General features: G+C 69.4%; 20 protein-coding genes and 1 tRNA gene. 15 read left to right on the top strand and 6 right to left on the bottom strand.

Features of this window, described 5'->3' with window-relative positions; genetic code table 11:
• Nucleotides 1–596: 596 nt before the first annotated feature.
• Nucleotides 597–2057, bottom strand: a complete 1461-nt coding sequence (locus BJY18_RS31505; protein WP_184783515.1) for a flavin-containing monooxygenase — start codon at nucleotides 2055–2057, stop codon at nucleotides 597–599.
• 71 nt (nucleotides 2058–2128) lie between these two features.
• Here BJY18_RS31505 and BJY18_RS31500 point away from each other — a divergent pair, with 71 nt between their 5' ends.
• Both BJY18_RS31500 and BJY18_RS38150 read left to right on the top strand, forming a co-directional pair.
• Nucleotides 2129–2728, top strand: a complete 600-nt coding sequence (locus BJY18_RS31500) for a TetR/AcrR family transcriptional regulator (RefSeq protein ID WP_312874018.1) — start codon at nucleotides 2129–2131, stop codon at nucleotides 2726–2728.
• Nucleotides 2729–2950: 222 nt separating this feature from the next.
• Nucleotides 2951–3589: a hypothetical protein gene (locus BJY18_RS38150; protein ID WP_184783514.1), complete on the top strand. Its 639-nt coding sequence runs from the start codon at nucleotides 2951–2953 to the stop codon at nucleotides 3587–3589.
• Nucleotides 3590–4272: 683 nt separating this feature from the next.
• On the opposite strand, the gene BJY18_RS31490 is transcribed toward BJY18_RS38150, so the two are convergent.
• Complete coding sequence (locus BJY18_RS31490) at nucleotides 4273–4494, bottom strand: DUF3618 domain-containing protein (RefSeq protein ID WP_184783513.1); 222 nt, start codon at nucleotides 4492–4494, stop codon at nucleotides 4273–4275.
• A 124-nt stretch (nucleotides 4495–4618) separates the two neighbouring features.
• On the opposite strand from BJY18_RS31490, the gene BJY18_RS31485 reads away from it, so the two are divergent.
• Nucleotides 4619–4695 (top strand) — tRNA-Leu (locus tag BJY18_RS31485).
• A gap of 40 nt (nucleotides 4696–4735) precedes the next feature.
• Here BJY18_RS31485 and BJY18_RS31480 read toward each other — a convergent pair.
• Entirely contained in the window at nucleotides 4736–5347 is a 612-nt protein-coding gene (locus BJY18_RS31480; protein ID WP_184783512.1) for a cysteine hydrolase family protein, read from the bottom strand.
• A gap of 110 nt (nucleotides 5348–5457) precedes the next feature.
• On the opposite strand from BJY18_RS31480, the gene BJY18_RS31475 reads away from it, so the two are divergent.
• The gene (locus tag BJY18_RS31475) at nucleotides 5458–6024 is read left to right on the top strand and encodes a TetR/AcrR family transcriptional regulator (protein WP_184783511.1); all 567 of its coding nucleotides are present in this window, start codon (nucleotides 5458–5460) and stop codon (nucleotides 6022–6024) included.
• A 21-nt stretch (nucleotides 6025–6045) separates the two neighbouring features.
• Here the strand turns inward: BJY18_RS31475 and BJY18_RS31470 are convergent, their stop codons facing one another.
• A complete protein-coding gene (locus BJY18_RS31470; protein ID WP_184783510.1) occupies nucleotides 6046–6951 on the bottom strand; it encodes a CE1 family esterase in 906 nt (301 codons plus the stop codon).
• An 83-nt stretch (nucleotides 6952–7034) separates the two neighbouring features.
• On the opposite strand from BJY18_RS31470, the gene BJY18_RS31465 reads away from it, so the two are divergent.
• On the top strand, nucleotides 7035–7607 hold the full coding sequence (locus tag BJY18_RS31465) for a TetR/AcrR family transcriptional regulator (RefSeq protein ID WP_184783509.1): 573 nt from the start codon (nucleotides 7035–7037) through the stop codon (nucleotides 7605–7607).
• A gap of 40 nt (nucleotides 7608–7647) precedes the next feature.
• On the opposite strand, the gene BJY18_RS31460 is transcribed toward BJY18_RS31465, so the two are convergent.
• Complete coding sequence (locus tag BJY18_RS31460) at nucleotides 7648–8217, bottom strand: nuclear transport factor 2 family protein (RefSeq protein WP_221458047.1); 570 nt, start codon at nucleotides 8215–8217, stop codon at nucleotides 7648–7650.
• On the opposite strand from BJY18_RS31460, the gene BJY18_RS31455 reads away from it, so the two are divergent.
• The 6 genes from BJY18_RS31455 (at nucleotide 8186) to infA (ending at nucleotide 11650) form a co-directional block, all read left to right on the top strand.
• Nucleotides 8186–8707, top strand: a complete 522-nt coding sequence (locus tag BJY18_RS31455) for a TetR/AcrR family transcriptional regulator (RefSeq protein ID WP_312874017.1) — start codon at nucleotides 8186–8188, stop codon at nucleotides 8705–8707. The genes BJY18_RS31460 and BJY18_RS31455 overlap by 32 nt on opposite strands.
• 25 nt (nucleotides 8708–8732) lie before the next feature.
• Nucleotides 8733–9257 carry a TetR/AcrR family transcriptional regulator gene (locus tag BJY18_RS31450; protein WP_184783507.1) on the top strand — a complete coding sequence of 175 codons (525 nt, stop codon included), beginning with the start codon at nucleotides 8733–8735 and terminating at the stop codon, nucleotides 9255–9257.
• 64 nt (nucleotides 9258–9321) lie between these two features.
• Nucleotides 9322–9984: an NAD(P)H-dependent oxidoreductase gene (locus tag BJY18_RS31445; protein ID WP_184783506.1), complete on the top strand. Its 663-nt coding sequence runs from the start codon at nucleotides 9322–9324 to the stop codon at nucleotides 9982–9984.
• A gap of 2 nt (nucleotides 9985–9986) precedes the next feature.
• The gene (locus BJY18_RS37850) at nucleotides 9987–10391 is read left to right on the top strand and encodes a zinc-binding dehydrogenase (RefSeq protein WP_312874016.1); all 405 of its coding nucleotides are present in this window, start codon (nucleotides 9987–9989) and stop codon (nucleotides 10389–10391) included.
• A 207-nt stretch (nucleotides 10392–10598) separates the two neighbouring features.
• Nucleotides 10599–11393 carry a GNAT family N-acetyltransferase gene (locus BJY18_RS31435; protein ID WP_184783505.1) on the top strand — a complete coding sequence of 265 codons (795 nt, stop codon included), beginning with the start codon at nucleotides 10599–10601 and terminating at the stop codon, nucleotides 11391–11393.
• A 32-nt stretch (nucleotides 11394–11425) separates the two neighbouring features.
• Nucleotides 11426–11650: a translation initiation factor IF-1 gene (infA, locus tag BJY18_RS31430; protein ID WP_184783504.1), complete on the top strand. Its 225-nt coding sequence runs from the start codon at nucleotides 11426–11428 to the stop codon at nucleotides 11648–11650.
• Between the two features lie 128 nt (nucleotides 11651–11778).
• Here infA and BJY18_RS31425 read toward each other — a convergent pair whose 3' ends face one another.
• Complete coding sequence (locus BJY18_RS31425; protein WP_184783503.1) at nucleotides 11779–12717, bottom strand: MBL fold metallo-hydrolase; 939 nt, start codon at nucleotides 12715–12717, stop codon at nucleotides 11779–11781.
• Between the two features lie 116 nt (nucleotides 12718–12833).
• Between BJY18_RS31425 and BJY18_RS31420 the strand changes: the two genes are divergently transcribed.
• The 4 genes from BJY18_RS31420 to bcp all read left to right on the top strand — a co-directional run bounded on the left by BJY18_RS31420 (nucleotide 12834) and on the right by bcp (nucleotide 15210).
• Nucleotides 12834–13679, top strand: coding sequence for a LysR family transcriptional regulator (locus BJY18_RS31420; protein ID WP_184783502.1), 846 nt, complete (start codon nucleotides 12834–12836; stop codon nucleotides 13677–13679).
• 136 nt (nucleotides 13680–13815) lie between these two features.
• Entirely contained in the window at nucleotides 13816–13998 is a 183-nt protein-coding gene (locus BJY18_RS31415; protein ID WP_184783501.1) for a hypothetical protein, read from the top strand.
• 178 nt (nucleotides 13999–14176) lie between these two features.
• Nucleotides 14177–14722, top strand: coding sequence for a hypothetical protein (locus tag BJY18_RS31410; protein WP_184783500.1), 546 nt, complete (start codon nucleotides 14177–14179; stop codon nucleotides 14720–14722).
• A 14-nt stretch (nucleotides 14723–14736) separates the two neighbouring features.
• Nucleotides 14737–15210, top strand: a complete 474-nt coding sequence (gene bcp / locus BJY18_RS31405) for a thioredoxin-dependent thiol peroxidase (protein ID WP_184783499.1) — start codon at nucleotides 14737–14739, stop codon at nucleotides 15208–15210.
• Nucleotides 15211–15214: the final 4 nt, after the last annotated feature.

Raw genomic sequence — 15214 nt, 5'->3', positions numbered from 1 at the left:
GGGCTCGGGTACGGCCCCTCCGGCCGGTCCCGGCCACGGATCCGCAGCGGATTCGGGTACGGCTCCCCCGACCGGTTCCGACACCGCGTCCGCAGCGGGCTCGGGAACGGCTCCCCCAGGCGTTGCGGGGCGCGCTCCCGGCGGCGCGCCCCGAACCACGGGTACCGGGGCCGTCTCCGGCAGTGAAGCGACCCCGGGTACGCCGGGCAGCGATACCGCGCCTGGGACCGCACCCCGTGCTGCGTCGGGCGTTCCGGGCAGCGGAGCCGCCCCCGGCAGCACGTCCCGAGGCACTCCCAGCACTGCCTACAGCGGCGGCACCAAGCCCACCACCACTCCCGGTGCCGGCCTCGGCAGCGCGGCCCGAGCCGCGTCCAGCGCCGTTTCCGCTACCGCCGCGAGTGCCGGGTCGTACGAGGTCTCGTTCGATCTGGCCGCGCTGGAGCGGATGGCCGAGCTCTGCGGCGTGCCGACCGCCGAGCTGGTCGGTCACCTGCGCAACCTCGCCCCCACCTGAGGCGGGCCGCCCGCACACCACGAAGGGGACTTTCGCGGCTCCTCCCCTGCCGCGAAAGTCCCCTTCGTTCCGCCGGTTTTCAGCCGAGCAGTTCGTAGTCCTCGCGGCGCACGGAGCGGGTGTCGAGCCAGTAGCGCCAGGTGAAACCGGGCCAGATGGTGCGGTTGACGCCCTTCGCGTCGAGGTACCAGCTCGTGCAGCCGCCCTGGGTCCAGATGCCCTTGGCGAGCTTGCGCTGCACGTCGGCGTTGAAACGGTCCTGGACCTCCGGCCGCGGATCCAGCGCGCCGTCGCCGGCCAGCCGCAGCGCCTGCGCGATGTAGGCGACCTGCGCTTCGATCATGAACACCACCGAGTTGTGCCCCAGCCCGGTGTTCGGCCCGAGCAGGAAGAACAGGTTCGGGAAGCCGTTGACGGTGATGCCGAGATGGGTACGCATCCCCTCGCTCGCCCACTCCTTGGCGAGGTTGCGTCCCTCGCGGCCGATGATCTCCAGGTTGTCGAACGCGTCGGTCACGTGGAAACCGGTGCCGTAGATGATCGCGTCGACCTCGTGTTCCACCCCGGCCGCGTCGACGACGCTGTGCTCACGGACCTCGGCCACGCCTTCGGTGACCACCTCGACGTTGTCGCGGGCCAGGGCCGGGTAGTAGTCGTTGGAAATCAGCACGCGCTTGCAGCCCATGGTGTAGTCCGGCGTCAGCTTCGCCCGCAGCTGCGGATCCTTGACCGCACGGTCGATGTTGCTCTTCGCGAGCCGCTGTCCGAGCTTCATCACCCCCGGGTGGCCGTTGAAGCCGATCGCGCGTGCTTCGAGAGTCCAGTACAGGGCGTCGCGGTAGAGTCGCTGCGCCGGCGGCAGCGCACGGAACAGTCCGCGCAGCCAGCCGGGAACGGCACGGTCGGCCTTCGGCATGATCCACGGCGGCGTGCGCTGGAACAGCGTCAGCTCGGCCACCTGCGGCGCGATCCGCGGAACGAACTGCACCGCACTCGCCCCCGTGCCGATCACCGCGACGCGCTTGCCTGCCAGGTCGAAGTCGTCGTCCCACTCCGCGGAGTGGAAGGTGCGCCCGGCGAACCGCTCGATGCCGGGCAGCCGCGGGATCTGCGGCCGGTGGAGGGCGCCGACACCGGAGACCAGTGCCTTGGCCACGAACTCGTCACCGCTTTTCGTGGTCACGTGCCAGCGGTTCTCGTCGGCGTCCCAGCGCGCCCCGGTCATCTCCTGGCCGAACCGGATGAACCGACGCAGGTCGTACTTGCCGGCGACCTCACGCAGGTAGCGCCAGATCTCGGGCTGCGTCGAGTACGCGCGCGACCAGCCCGGGTTCTGTTCGAAGGAGAACGAGTACATGTGCGACGGGATGTCACAGGCACAGCCCGGGTAGCTGTTGTCGCGCCAGGTGCCGCCCACGTCGGTGGCCTTCTCGAGGACCACGAAGTCCTCGCGGCGGTCCTTGCGCAGCCGGATCGCCATGCCGAGCCCGGAGAACCCGGTGCCGACCACGATCACCCCGGTTTCCGTGCGGTTGCCCATGCGCCCTCCTTTTCCTGTTACCCGAAGTCCATCCTACTCCGAGTAAGGTTACTGACGGTAGAGTGTGCGCCGTGACCACCGCCAAGCGCAAGCGCATGCCCCGGGCCGAACGTGAGCAGCAGATGATCGCGGTCGCCGAAGGGGTCTTCACCGAACGCGGCTACGCGGCGGCCTCGATGGACGAGATCGCCGAGCTGGTGGGCGTCTCGAAGCCGATGCTCTACGAGTACTTCCACTCGAAAGAGGGGCTGCTGCTCGCCTGCATCCGGCAGTCGCGCTCGGCTTTGCGCGAAGCCACCGAGCAGGCGACAGCGCGCGCCACGTCGGCCGAGGACGCACTGCAGCGGGGGCTGCTGGCGTTCTTCGAGTTCATCCGCGACCGGGGGGAGGCGTGGTCCCTCCTACGGCAGGAGATGGCGCTGGTCGGCACCCCCGCGGCGGACGAGATCGAGGAGACCCGTCGCCAGCAGACCGATCTGATCGCGTCGCTGATGAGCGGCCATTTCGACGCTGAGGACACCCTGCGGACCGAGGCCTCTGCCGAGTTCGTGGTGGGGGCGTGCGAACGGCTCGCGATCTGGTGCGAACGGTTTCCCGAGGTGACCCCCCGGATGGCGACCGAGTACGCCATGGACCTGCTCTGGACCGGCTTGTCACAGCGAGCGACCTGACGTGCGCGTGAAGATGCGCGTGCATTAGGCCATTCGGTCGTCACTCAGGGCAAACCTCGTCCCGTTACTTGTGACACAGAGTTTTCTTACGGTATCGATGACACGGTAGAAAGACTCACGGAGTGTCGCGATTGCGGCGGGGGAGCGCCGGAATCGCGTCATGAGCCTGCGGTCGCCGGGTCCCAGCCGGTGACGCATGCTGATGACGAGAGGGGTGAGGCAGTGGTGGAAACGATCACGGCAACATACGAGCACGACAACGACGACTGGACGATCACCGTCAGCGGGCAGGGCAAGGAGCTGACCGCGAAGGCGCCGGGCATCATCGCCGCCCGGGACCGTGCCGACCAGCTGGTCGAGAAAATGGCGACGAGTGAGCGGACCACGGTCGTGCACCTGCTGAACGGCAACGCGCTCGAGTTCACCAGCACCTACATGGCCGCCCGCCTGACCCTGCCGGAACAGGCCCCGCTGCAGGTGCCCCCGCCGGGCGGGAAGAAGGACACCTCGGGCGCCGCTCCCGCCGGTGCGGCCGCCACTGCCGGCACCCCGGCCACGGTCGGCTCGGGCTCCGACGCGGCCGGCACTGCGGCCCCCGTCGCCGGCTCCACGGAAGCGACGGCCCCGTCCAGCCCCGGCTCCGGCTCCCCTGCCGCGGTTCAGCAGAGCCCCGACGCGACCCCGCCTGCCGACGGCACGGGCCCCGCTCCCGGCACCCCCGGCAAGGCGGCGAGCGCGAAACCAGGACTCCCGTCGAGCAAGCAGCTCCCGAAGGAAGTCGACGACCGCCCCGCCGAGGAGGCGAACGACCCGGGTGTGACAGCAGGCGCGCCGGCCACCCACCCGGCCGGACGCGCCTGATCCCCCGACGACTCCCTACGCAGGATCCACGGCGAAGCGACCGACCGGGTCGCTCACGCAGCACCCACCGCCAAGCGACCAACCGGGTCGCTCACGCAGCACCCACCGCCAAGCGACCAACTGGGACGCTTCGCGGGAGACTCACCGCGAAGCGACGGACAGCCTCCCCTTACGCAGGACCACCGCAAAGCGGCGGACAGCGTCGCAGCACTGCGTGACACCGTGGCCATTTGCTTCACCGCGGCGACAATTGCACGTACCCGGGAGCCGCACGCCGAGCTTCGCGATCGCGAAAGCCTCGGCACGCCGACTCGAGCCTGTCGGAGCTACCGCAGACAGGGCACTCACAAGCTCACATCGCTCGTCGCAACGCAGCCCGGGTCACGCGGCCGGCCCACATCACCCTTCCGCGCCCCTCAGGTGAGTGACCGCTGAACGAGTGGTCTGTCGCGGGGCGAAAATCACCGTCTGAGCAACGCTACGTGACGGTTGTCTACCGGCGTGCCGCGCGGATCGGACTTTGCAGGTGATGACCCGGCCGGGCCGGACAGCCGGAAGCTTCGCAGCCCGGCCAGGAACGCTGTCACCGGCCGCTGCTTCCACCCACCACCCCGTGCGTGCGCCACTGCGTGCCGAATCGGCCGCTGAGCGGCTGCGGCACTGAGCCGGAAACCCGGCAGGACTCAGCGGAAAAGCTTGCGGATCAGCAGCGCCGCGACCACTGCGCCGACGCCGATCAGCGGGTACTTGACCTTCGGGTTGTCCAGCTTGGCGCGCACACCGTCCTTCGCCGCGTCGGCGAGTTTCTGCGGGTTGGCCTTGGTGCCCAGCTGGTCGAGCGTCGCGACCAGGGACGTCCTGGCCTGCTCGATCTCACGCTCGATGGTCTCGGGGTCGCGAGCCACGTGCCCTCCTCGCCGCATCGGACTGTTGGCACCCAACGGTAGAGGACAGCACCCCCCTTCCGGCGACCGGCCACGCCGAGCAGCACCGAACGGGGCACGCGCTACGATCCGGACGAGATTCCCCGGGGCCGTAGCCCAATTGGCAGAGGCACACGGTTTAGGTCCGTGCCAGTGAGAGTTCGAGTCTCTCCGGCCCCACCACAACGTCCTGACCAGCACCGCAGCGTCAGGCTTGGGAGCGTCACCCCAGTTCGGCGATGACGTCGTCGCTGGTCAGGATGTGGTGGGCGTAGCGGGGCCAGTTCTGTTCGATCGTCGCTCGGTGCATGTCCATCGTGAAGGTGCCGACCGCGTCGGGGACGAACGTGACGTCGTAGCCCTTCTCCACCGCGTCACGGCCGGTCGAGTCGACACAGGTGTTGGTGGTCAGCCCGCACACGATCACGTGGTCGAGGTCGCACTGGCGCAGCTGGGTGTCGAGATCGGTGCCGTGGAAGGCATCGAACGTCTTGTGCGGGGTGACGACCACCTCGCCCTCGACGGGCACGAAGTCGGGGTGGAACCGGGCGCCCCAGGTGCCGGCCTGGAAAAGCTGCGCCGCGAACATGCCCTCGTGGCTCGGAGTGCGGTGCTTCCACGGGCCGTAGTCCCACGGCTGGGTCTCCATCGGAGCGTGCAGCACCTGGATTCCCGCGGCGCGGGCCGCCTCCAGCACCCGCTTCATGTTGCCCACGGTGCCGACCTCGTCCAGGACACCTCGCAGTCCGGGATATCCCTTGCCGCCCTCGGAAATGAAGTCGTTGGTGGCATCGACGACGACCAACGCGGTCCTGTCCAACGGATAGCTGGCCATGATGAAGCACTCCTCCACAGGTAGCTCGTACGGTCATACTAGCAAGCACGCGCACATGCCCGCTCGTATGGACGTACTATTTCGGCCGTAAGAGCACGAGGGGAACCGACATGGGCCAGCGAACGGACACGCGCGACCGCATCATCCAGGCATCACTGCGGGCGATGCGGGAGCGGGGTTACGGCTCCACCGCGATCAGCGACATCGTCGAGGCTTCCGGCGCGCCTCGCGGCTCGGTCACCTTCCACTTCAAGGGCGGCAAGGACGAGATCGCCGGCGAGGTCATCGCCCTGCGCGCCTCGCAGGTGTTCGAGGGGATCGAACGCGCGGTGGCCAAGAGCACCTCCGCGGCGGATCTCCTGGAAACGTGCCTCGACCGGATCGCCGCCGAGTTCGCCGAGTCCGGCTTCCTGGCCGGATGCCCGGTCGTGCCGATCACGATCGAACGCGCCGCGCAGTCGCCGGAGCTGTCGGAGGCCGGCGCCGGCTTCTTCGCCGGCTGGCGCGAAAGCCTGGCGCGCGGCCTCGCCGGCCACGGCATCGACCCCGGACGCGCGACCCGCATCGCGACAATGACGATCGCCGCGACGGAGGGCGCCCTCGCGATCAGCCGTGTCGAGCGGAACCTCGACGCGTTCGACGCTGTCCGCGACGAGCTACGGGCACTGGTCGCCTGACCGCTTCCCGGCCGTCGCGGTCTATTGTGGACCGACTGGCGACGAGTCCGCGCCCGAGCCCACCAGCAGTCCGAAGAAGGTGCCGATCAGGCCGGCGGCCTCGACCTCACGGCTGGTTCTGCCGAGCACCCGGGGATTGCCTGCCGAACCGGGAACGGTGTGGCCGCCGCGATGGATGGTGTAGAGCACCACGGGCGGCGCGCCGTCCTCGCGGTAGTCCGAGCGCTCGACCTCGGTGACGGCTCCGGGCCGGGCCGGTTCGCGCGTGATCACGGGACCGGCAGTGCTGCCGTTGCGTTCGGCGAAGTGCCGCGCCGTCCGGGGCGCGGACCAGCTCCTGCCGCCGACCTTGAAGAACCGCCGCTTCCACCAGCCCATCGTGCCGCCGCCGTAGGAGACGATCGGATCCTTCGTGCCGTGGATGAACAGCATCGGCAGCGGTGCCGGCGGCGCCTCCGTGGCGAGGAAGTTCTCCGGTGCGGGCATGGTCGCGCCGATCACGGCCGCGCCGGCGAGCAGTTCCGGCGCCTCGTGGACGAGCCGCATGACCAGCTGGCCGCCGTTGGAATAGCCGATCGCGAACACCCGGCGCGAATCGATCCGGTGATCGGCGGCGAGCTTGGTGATCACCGCCCGCGCGAAGCCGACGTCGTCCATCCCGTCCCGCCGGGCGGCGAACCGGCTTTCCCGGCGCGCGTCGTTCCAGGCTCCCTGATAGCCGTCGAGGTAGGCGACCACCGCGGTGCCCGCGGCGGCGAACCGGTCGTAGGCCTGGCTGGTGAACGCGCGATGCTTGTCGCCGGACTGGCGCGAACCGTGGAAAACCAGGACGAGCGCGCGGGACGCCGAGTCTGCTGTGGACGCGACGGTGGTGAACGTCCGCCTCGTCCCCGCGACGTCGACGCTGTCGCGTGTGGTGGTGGTCATCGAGAACCCCTCGCCTCGATACGGATGGACTATCCGTTTCACCCTACCACAATCGGATACGTCATCCGGTTATCCTGTGGGACGTGACCTCCCCTCCACTGCGCAAGGACGCCGCCCGCAACTGGAAGCGCATTGTCGAGACCGCCCGCCACTACCTTGACGAAGGCAGACCGCTGCAGCTCAACGACGTGGCCCGCACGGCGTCCATCGGGGTCGCCACCGTCTACCGGCATTTCCCCACGCCGGAGGCACTGCTGGAGACGGTCGCCGCACCCGCGTTCGAGGCACTCGCCGAGCACGCCGAGCAGACACTGGCCGACCCCGACCCGTGGCAGGCGCTGCGCGGGTTCCTGGCCGCGGGGATCGAGGCTCAGCTGACCGACGCGTCCGTGTCACCGGTGTTCACCTCCCCCACCGACACGCTCGAGCGCACCACCGAGCTCAAGCAGCGGGTCACCGGCCTGTTCGGCCAACTGCTGGACCGCGTCCACGCGGCGGGCACGATCGATCCCGAGTTCTCCCAAGCCGATCTGGTCTCCCTCATGTGCGGGGTCGCCCACGCCGTGCACGTCCACACGGCACTCGCCGGCGCCGAGCCGGTCGCCGTCGGCCGTCGTTACCTCGACCTGCTGCTGACCGGCCTACAACGACCCTGAAAACGCGCGAAAAGTCTCGTTCGACGCTCGACCGCGGTGCTCACCGCCGCTCTCTGTCGCCGTTTCGCAGGTGAGCCGAACCCGCGTCACGGAGAAGGTCGAGCGCCGGGCCTGAACCGTCCGCCGGCAACAGGGTCCGGGAGGCGATGCGCCAGCCGTCGGTGCCGCGCTCGAGCGTCCAGCGGTTGGCGAGCACCCGGTGGATCCGGTAGCCCTGCGAGGTTCCATGGTTGGCCAGTTCCCGGGACTCGCCGTGGGCGTCCGGGGTGATCAGCGCGAGGTAGGAGACGGCGACCGCGGTGTCCCCGGAGAGGTCGACGAGCGGCAGGCTGCCGAAATGGGCGAGGCCGCCCGCGATGGCGGCGTGGTGCTCGTCGCGGCCGACGAGCTGCGCCATCGCTTCGCGACCGGCCGCGCCTTCGAGCCCCGCGCCGCGGTCGAACACGACGTCCTCGGCGTAGATGGCCTCGATCAGCTCGCGTTCGCCGGTGTCGGCGCCGAGCGGGTGCGTCGCGAGCAGGTCGTAGATGGACGCCGCCGTGCACGAGTACAGCGAGCACGGCCCGCTGGGCGCGCGCGTGGACCGGGTCGCGGAGCGCGCCGGGGTCAACAAAGAGCGGATCTACCAGTACTTCGGGAGCAAGCAGAAGCTGTTCGCCGCCGTGCTCGAACAGGAGATGACCAAGCTCGCCGCGGCGGTTCCGCTGACCGCGGAGCTGGCCGAGGACCTCGGCGAGTTCGCTGTGCGGGTCTACGACCACCACCGCAGCTACCCGCACTATCTGCGACTGCTGCTGTGGGAAGGCCTCGAAACCGCGACTCGACAAGGGAAACCGATCGCGGCAGCGGCCGAACGCGCGGCGCACTACACGGACAACCTCGCCGCCGTGGCCCGCGCACAGAAGGCCGGACTGCTGCGCGACGACGTGGATCCCGGATACCTGCTCTATCTCGCCCGCGCCTTGGCGGCATGGTGGCTCGCCGTCCCGTCGACAGCCGGGCTCATGCTCGGCGACGCGGCCGCGGACGCGACCGACGAACGCCGCCGGGTACTGGCCGGCCTGGTCCGGGACGCCTGCCGGCCTGCCTTGACAGGGTAAAACGACCGTTTTACCCTCGAGGACGATGGACACGAAAACACGCATCGTCTCGAGCGCCGAGCACCTCTTCGATCGCTGCGGTTTCACCGCGACCGGAATGGACCGGCTCACCGCGGCCGCGGAGGTGTCCTCCCGGACGCTCTACAAACACGTCGGCAGCAAGAACGCGCTCATCGCCGCGGTTTTGAAACAGCGATGCGTTCGCTTCTTCGACAAGACGGACGTCGACAGCGTGGACGCGCTGTTCGCCGCGCTTGGAGACTGGAACCACGCGGAGGGAACGCGAGGGTGCATGTTTCTCCGTGCCCAAGGTGAGACAGGCGGCGAAACGCCCGAGGTTTCCGAAGTCGTCGCCGAATACCGACGAATACTTCGCGAACTCATCGACCGGATCGTCACCCTCGAGATCGGCTCCCGCCGAAATGACGTACTCGTCGAACAGGTTCTCGTCCTGTTCGAGGGCGCGACGTCGGTCGCAAGCTATTCCGGCGCGGACGCCGTTTCCGCCGCACGGGCAGCCGCCGCCACTCTGGTGAAAGCGGCACGATGAGCGTCCTCGGCGTTTCGCCGCGGCACAGCACTGCACCCCACTTCACGAAATCGGACCGGAAATCATGCATCTGCTGACCGTCTTCTCTCATCCTTTCACCGACAAATACCCGGCCGCCGTCATGGACGCGCTGAACGAGCCGTTCCGGCGGGAAGGACATTCCGTCGACGTCCTGGACCTGCACGCCGAGAACTTCGATCCACGCTTCACCGAGGCCGACCACGCGCATTTCTGGGGCGGTCCCGTTCCCGCCGACGTCGCCGTGATGCACCGCAGGGTCGAGGCCGCGGACCGGCTCGCCTTCGTCTTCCCGGTCTACTGGTGGGGTATGCCGGCGCTCATGAAGGGCTGGCTCGAACGGGTCTTCACCGGCGGTTGGGCATACCAGTTCGGAAAGGGCGTCCAGGATCGGGGAAAGGAACCACCTTCCGCGCTTCTGGGCAATGTCCCGACCATCCTGATCGGGATCGGCGGGTCAAGCAGGCGAACCTACGCGAAATACGGGTACGACGAGGCCATGCGGACCCAGCTCGACGTCGGGACGTTCGTCTACTGTGGCATCACCGACGTGGAGAGCCATCTGATCCACGACGTCGAGGGTGAGCACAACCGGGATAATCGCGCACAGGGACTGAAGCAGATACACGAGGTCGCCCTCGAATTCCGTTCACCGCACCGTATCGTCCGAAACGCGAAGGAAAATCACCTGCGTGATCGGGTCGCCTGAATGTGCTCCGCCGACCTGACACGTGGACGGATGGCCGGCTCGGCTGGTATTCGTGCTGGACGCTCGGCAGCGAATGCGACGGCGGGTTCGCCGAGTACGTCGTGGCGCCGGGCAGCGAAGCCTACGGTGTCCGGTGCGACTGGTCGGATGCGGAACTGGCCTCGGTCCCGTGCGCGTTCTCGACCGCGGAGAACCTGCTCGACCTGCGCACGATCTATCTCAAGGACCTGTCGCTGTTCGGCTGCACGTTCCAGGACGACGTCGTTTTCGCGAATGTGATCGACCACGTCGAGAAGGGGCACATCCGCCCGGTCGTGGCGAAGACCTACCCACTCGCCGCGATCAGGCAAGCGCAGGAGGACTTCCTGCGCAAGGTCCACACGGGAAAACTCGTCCTGGTCCCGTGAAGCCGCGTCGCGGCCCGCCCGGCGACGGGAAACCGTTGGACCGCGCTACGAAGGCGCTGTTACCCTGTCGTCGGCCGTGACTCGGATCGAGGAGGTGAGTCCCATGTACGTGGTATCGATGTGGGTGCTCCCCCTTGTCGTCACGGCCGGGCGATGACATAGCCGTCGCCGGGGCGCCTCTGCAGAACCCCCGGAGAGGCGGCAACAATGCAATTCGCACACTTCACTTCCGATTTCGACGAACGCACCGTGGTGGTCACGCGCGTCGGGGATCGGCAATGGCAGGCCGAGGCAGACGACCGGGTCGTGGGAAGCGCGGAGGCGTCCCCGCGGCCCGACGGCCGGCTGTTCCTCAGCGTCGACACCTGGCATGAAACGGTTTTCGACCGGCTCGCCGGCACCATGCTGGCGCAGCTGCCGAAACCGCTGTACACGGTCGCCGACAATGCCGACGCGGAGGTCTACGCGGGGTGGCGGCGGGCCGGCCTCGTCGTGCGGCGGCGGGAGCGGGAATACGTGGTCACCACGGATCCGCGCGTCACCGGGCTCACCGCGGGCCCGCCACCGGACGGGGTCCGGATCCTGCCCGCCGGTACCACGCGGGAAACGCCGTTGCGGGAGGCGTATGCGGCGATCCGTGCCGAGGTCGAGGCCGCGGCGGGCTGGGATTCCATGCCCGCCGAGGTACTCGCCCGGCCGGACGGGACGCCGTTGCTCGATCCGCTGAAGTTCGTCGCGGCGGTGCTCGGCGACCAGTACGTCGGGCTGCTGCGGCTGACCCCGCTCCGCCGTCCGCGCATCGGGCTGGTCGCGGTACGGTCGCAGCGACAGCGACGTGGCATCGCGCGGGCGCTGCTGGCGCACGTGCTCGGCGCGCTGCACCACACCGGAATCCCCACCGCGTCCGCCGAAGTCGACGAATCGAACACCGCGGGCATCGCGTTGTTCGAAGGCATCGGCGCCCGCTGGACCGCCAGCAGCACGGAACTCGTCCAGCACTGAACACCCGAAGCTCCGCGAGAGAATGGGACACCATGGCAGGTAAATCCGGCGGAATCGAAGTCGAGGGCACGGTCACCGAATGCCTTCGCAACGCGACCTTCAAGGTCGAACTCGAGAACGGGCACCGGGTGCTCGCGCACATCAGCGGAAAGATCCGGAAGAACTACATCAAGATCCTCCCGTTCGACCGGGTGCTGGTCGAGATCAGCCCTTACGACCTCGAGCGGGGACGGATCCTCTTCCGGTACCGCAACTGAGCTGGTAGCGGCTTGACGCGGCACCGGGTCGGCGGAATGCACCGCCGGTCCGGTGCCGGTGCGCCGGTCCGGGGCCGTGCGCCGCTCCGCCCGGTCCGGTCACCGACCGCCGAGGCGGCGTGACGGCGTCATCCGGCGGACTGCCCGTGTTCTGCGTGTTCTGCGTGCCCGGCAGACTGCGCGTGTTCGGCGCACAGACAAGCCACTCCCGGTTCGATCCACTCCTGCCCCGCCCATTCCGGATGCCGCTTCAGCAGTACCGCGCGTACTTCGGCCGTCGTCGTCTCCTCGCTCGCGGACGAGTCCCGGCGGCGCCACGTTTCGTCGCGCAGCAGTTCCAGGTACTCGCGGACGTCGGTGATCCGCTGCTGACCACCGATCTCGCCGTGCCCCGGGACGACCAGCTTCGGCGAGTCCTCGGCCAGCCGGCGCAGCACCTCGATCCAGCGCACTCCGGAAACGTCCGTGTCGTGCGGCGGAAACCACGGGAAGATGGCGAACTGCCCCGTTTCCACGAGGTCACCGGTGAACAGCACACCCGCGTCGGGCACGGTCACGACCTGGTCCCCTCGGCTGTGCGCACGACCGGTGGCTCGCAGCCGCACGAGCCGGCCGCCGAGATCCAGATCCCGCGAAGTGTCGTAGACGACGTCCGGTGCGGGCAGTTCGGTACCGGCCAGCCTGCGGGCGATCGGCTCGCCCAGCCCGGCGAACATCTCCAGGTAGCCGGTGCCCTTCGTGGCCAGATCCGTGGCCTGCGCCCGGTTCAGCAGGTACGTCGCCGCGCCCGCGAACGTCTTCGCGCCGAACGCGTGCTCCGGGTGGAAATGCGTGGTGGTCAGGTAGATCCGGCGGCCGCGGGCGTAGTCGGTGGCGAACCGCAGCACGGCCTCCGCGTTGTCCGGGCCCATCCCGGTGTCGACCACGAGCACCGAATGCGTGCCGCCGATGACCCCGACGTTCGGGACGAGCGGAACGCCGGCATCGGGCAGGACCACGAGATCACGGGCGACTTCCCGGGCGCCGGCAGGCCGCACGACGGGATCGGGATACGGGTATTCGGGCACGACAGAACCTTTCGTCGGGAGCCGGAACGGGACTGGCACCAGTCCAGCGCCGGTCTCGGGGAGCCGTCCAACACCGGTTCCGCACCGCCGATACCCGATCGGTATCGTGGCCGGTGATGGACCTGCGCTCGCTGCGGTATTTCGTGGCCGTCGCCGAGGAGCGCCACTTCGGGCGCGCGGCGGCGCGGCTGCACATGACCCAGCCGCCGCTGAGCCGCGCGGTCAAACGACTCGAAACCGACCTCGGGGCGGTGCTGCTGCACCGATCCCCGGCGGGTGTCTCCCTCACCGACGCGGGCACCGCGCTGTACGAGGAAGCCCGCACACTGCTCGAAGCTGCCGAACGCGCCCGCGCCCGGGTCACCGCGGCAGCGAACCTCACCCTCGGCACCCTCGGGGACGGCGTCGACCAGACGGGCACCGCGGTCGCGGCCCGCTTCCGCGAGCGGCACCCCGGAGTGCGGATCATCCTCCGGGAAGCCGATCTGTCCGATCCGGCCGCCGGGCTGCGGGCCGGGCTCGTCGACGTCGCACTGACGCGGCTGCCGTTCGACGACCGTGGCATCGGCACCCACGTCCTGCGCGACGACCCGGTGGGCGCACTGCTGCGAGCCGACGATCCGTTGGCAGGACGGGAAAGCCTGGCAGTCCGGGAACTGGCGGACCGGGCATGGTTCCGGTTGCCCGAGGGCACCGACCCGCGGTGGCGCGCCTACTGGAACGCCGTCCCGCCGGGCAGCCCGTTGCGCGAAGGCCCGGTGATCCGCACCGTCCACGAATGTGTGCAGGCAGTGCTGTGGAACGGCACGGTCGGACTGGTGCCGCTGGCGCATCCGGTGCCGGACGGGCTCACCACCGTGCCGTTGTCCGACGTGCCGCCGAGCCGTGTGGTGCTCGCCTGGCGCCGGGCATGGACGCCGCCCTTGGTCCGGTCGTTCGTGGAACTCGCGCGCGGCGGTTAGTCCCGGCACGTCCGCGGTAACGCTGTCTTCCCATGCACCTGGTGGCACTCCCGCAGCTCGCGTGGTCGACACCGACGGCGGACTGACCGTGGGGTGGTCCTGCCCGTAGGCTGGGCCTTCCCCGAGGAGGTGCGCCGTGCCGTCACGCAACCCACTGCGCCTGCTCCGCAAGTGCGCGGACTGGTTCGAGAACCGCGGCGTGTACGTCCCCGGGGAGGAGAGCCGGGCGGTCGATCCGGTGCGTGACTTCGGCTGGCTGATGGTCGCGTGGGGCGCGGGTGTCGCGGTGTTCATCCTGCTGTTCGCGGTCGCCGTCTGAGTGGCATATCGGTGACGACTGTCACGCGGTGTGCCCTTTCGGTCACAGATCGGCCACGGGTCGACACCAGGTCCGCGTCTTCCTGCCCGCGCAGCTGCATGTGCAGTCAGAGTGGGGCGGGTCCGTCCGGCTATGGGGCCGAACGGCCGCTCGCCCCACCCCGACTGGAGTAACCGCGATGGCGCCCCCGCGCACCCCGAAGCTGCTGGTGTCCGCCTGCCTGCTGTGCCTGGTGACGGCCTGCGGGGTCGACGCACGGGAAGGTACCGCCGCGCTCGGCGCCGGGGCCGGCCCCACCGCGCCGGCCAAGGCCGCTTCCGCACTCGGCACCGGCGAGCTGCAGTTCGGCGCCGAGCATCGGTTCACCAGCGGGGTCACGGTGTCGGTGTCCGCCCCGCAGTCGTTCCAGCCGAGCCCGGCGGCCTACCCGCGCAGCGCGCGTGCCGCGTCGTTCGCCATCGAGGTCAGCAACAACGGGCCGGAGACCTATCGGCTCTCCGGGCTGTCGGTCACCGCGGACGTCGCCGGCCGGCAGGTCAAACAGGTGGTGGACGCGACCCAAGGCCTCGGCGGGATCGCGCACGCGGGCGAGGACCTGCAGCCCGGCCGCTCGACCCAGCTCACCATCGCGTTCGCCGTCCCGCTCCGGGAGACCAGGCTGGTCATGCGGCTGCGGCCGAGCGCGGGCGAACCCGCCGCGGTCACCTACTGCGGCAGGGCCTGAATTACGCTGCGCCCATGACCGAGCAGCGACTTTCCCCCGGCGACCCCGCCCCGAGTTTCACCCTGCCCGACAGCACCGGCAAGGACGTCTCGCTGAGCGACTTCCGCGGCCGTTCCGTGGTCGTGTACTTCTACCCGGCCGCGAGCACTCCCGGCTGCACGAAACAGGCCTGCGACTTCCGCGACAACCTCGCCGAGCTGAACGACGCCGGTTACCAGGTGCTCGGCGTCTCCCCGGACAAGCCGGAGAAGCTCGCCACGTTCGTCGCCGCCGAAGGGCTCACCTTCCCGCTGCTGTCCGATCCGGACAAGCGGGTGCTCACCGAATGGGGCGCGTTCGGCGAGAAGAAGAACTACGGCCGCGTCGTCCAGGGCGTGATCCGGTCGACCTTCATCGTCGACGCGGACGGCAGGATCGGCAAAGCGCTCTACAACGTCCGCGCGACCGGTCACGTCGCCAAGCTGATCCGGGACCTCGGCCTCACCTGAGCTG

The sequence above is a fragment of the Amycolatopsis jiangsuensis genome, assembly GCF_014204865.1.
GTDB lineage: Bacteria > Actinomycetota > Actinomycetes > Mycobacteriales > Pseudonocardiaceae > Amycolatopsis > Amycolatopsis jiangsuensis.
The sequence above is the reverse complement of the archived record's forward strand: the minus strand, read 5'-3'. Positions and strand labels throughout refer to the sequence as shown.

Bases quoted from the DNA above. Each gene is read 5' to 3' on its own strand.
- BJY18_RS31505 (WP_184783515.1), bottom strand. From the start codon at position 2,057: ATGGGCAACCGCACGGAAACCGGGGTGATCGTGGTCGGCACCGGGTTC.
- BJY18_RS31480 (WP_184783512.1), bottom strand. From the start codon at position 5,347: ATGGCCAGCTATCCGTTGGACAGGACCGCGTTGGTCGTCGTCGATGCC.
- BJY18_RS31475 (WP_184783511.1), top strand. From the start codon at position 5,458: ATGGGCCAGCGAACGGACACGCGCGACCGCATCATCCAGGCATCACTG.
- BJY18_RS31470 (WP_184783510.1), bottom strand. From the start codon at position 6,951: ATGACCACCACCACACGCGACAGCGTCGACGTCGCGGGGACGAGGCGG.
- BJY18_RS31450 (WP_184783507.1), top strand. From the start codon at position 8,733: ATGGACACGAAAACACGCATCGTCTCGAGCGCCGAGCACCTCTTCGAT.
- BJY18_RS31445 (WP_184783506.1), top strand. From the start codon at position 9,322: ATGCATCTGCTGACCGTCTTCTCTCATCCTTTCACCGACAAATACCCG.
- BJY18_RS31435 (WP_184783505.1), top strand. From the start codon at position 10,599: ATGCAATTCGCACACTTCACTTCCGATTTCGACGAACGCACCGTGGTG.
- infA (WP_184783504.1), top strand. From the start codon at position 11,426: ATGGCAGGTAAATCCGGCGGAATCGAAGTCGAGGGCACGGTCACCGAA.
- BJY18_RS31420 (WP_184783502.1), top strand. From the start codon at position 12,834: ATGGACCTGCGCTCGCTGCGGTATTTCGTGGCCGTCGCCGAGGAGCGC.
- BJY18_RS31410 (WP_184783500.1), top strand. From the start codon at position 14,177: ATGGCGCCCCCGCGCACCCCGAAGCTGCTGGTGTCCGCCTGCCTGCTG.
- bcp (WP_184783499.1), top strand. From the start codon at position 14,737: ATGACCGAGCAGCGACTTTCCCCCGGCGACCCCGCCCCGAGTTTCACC.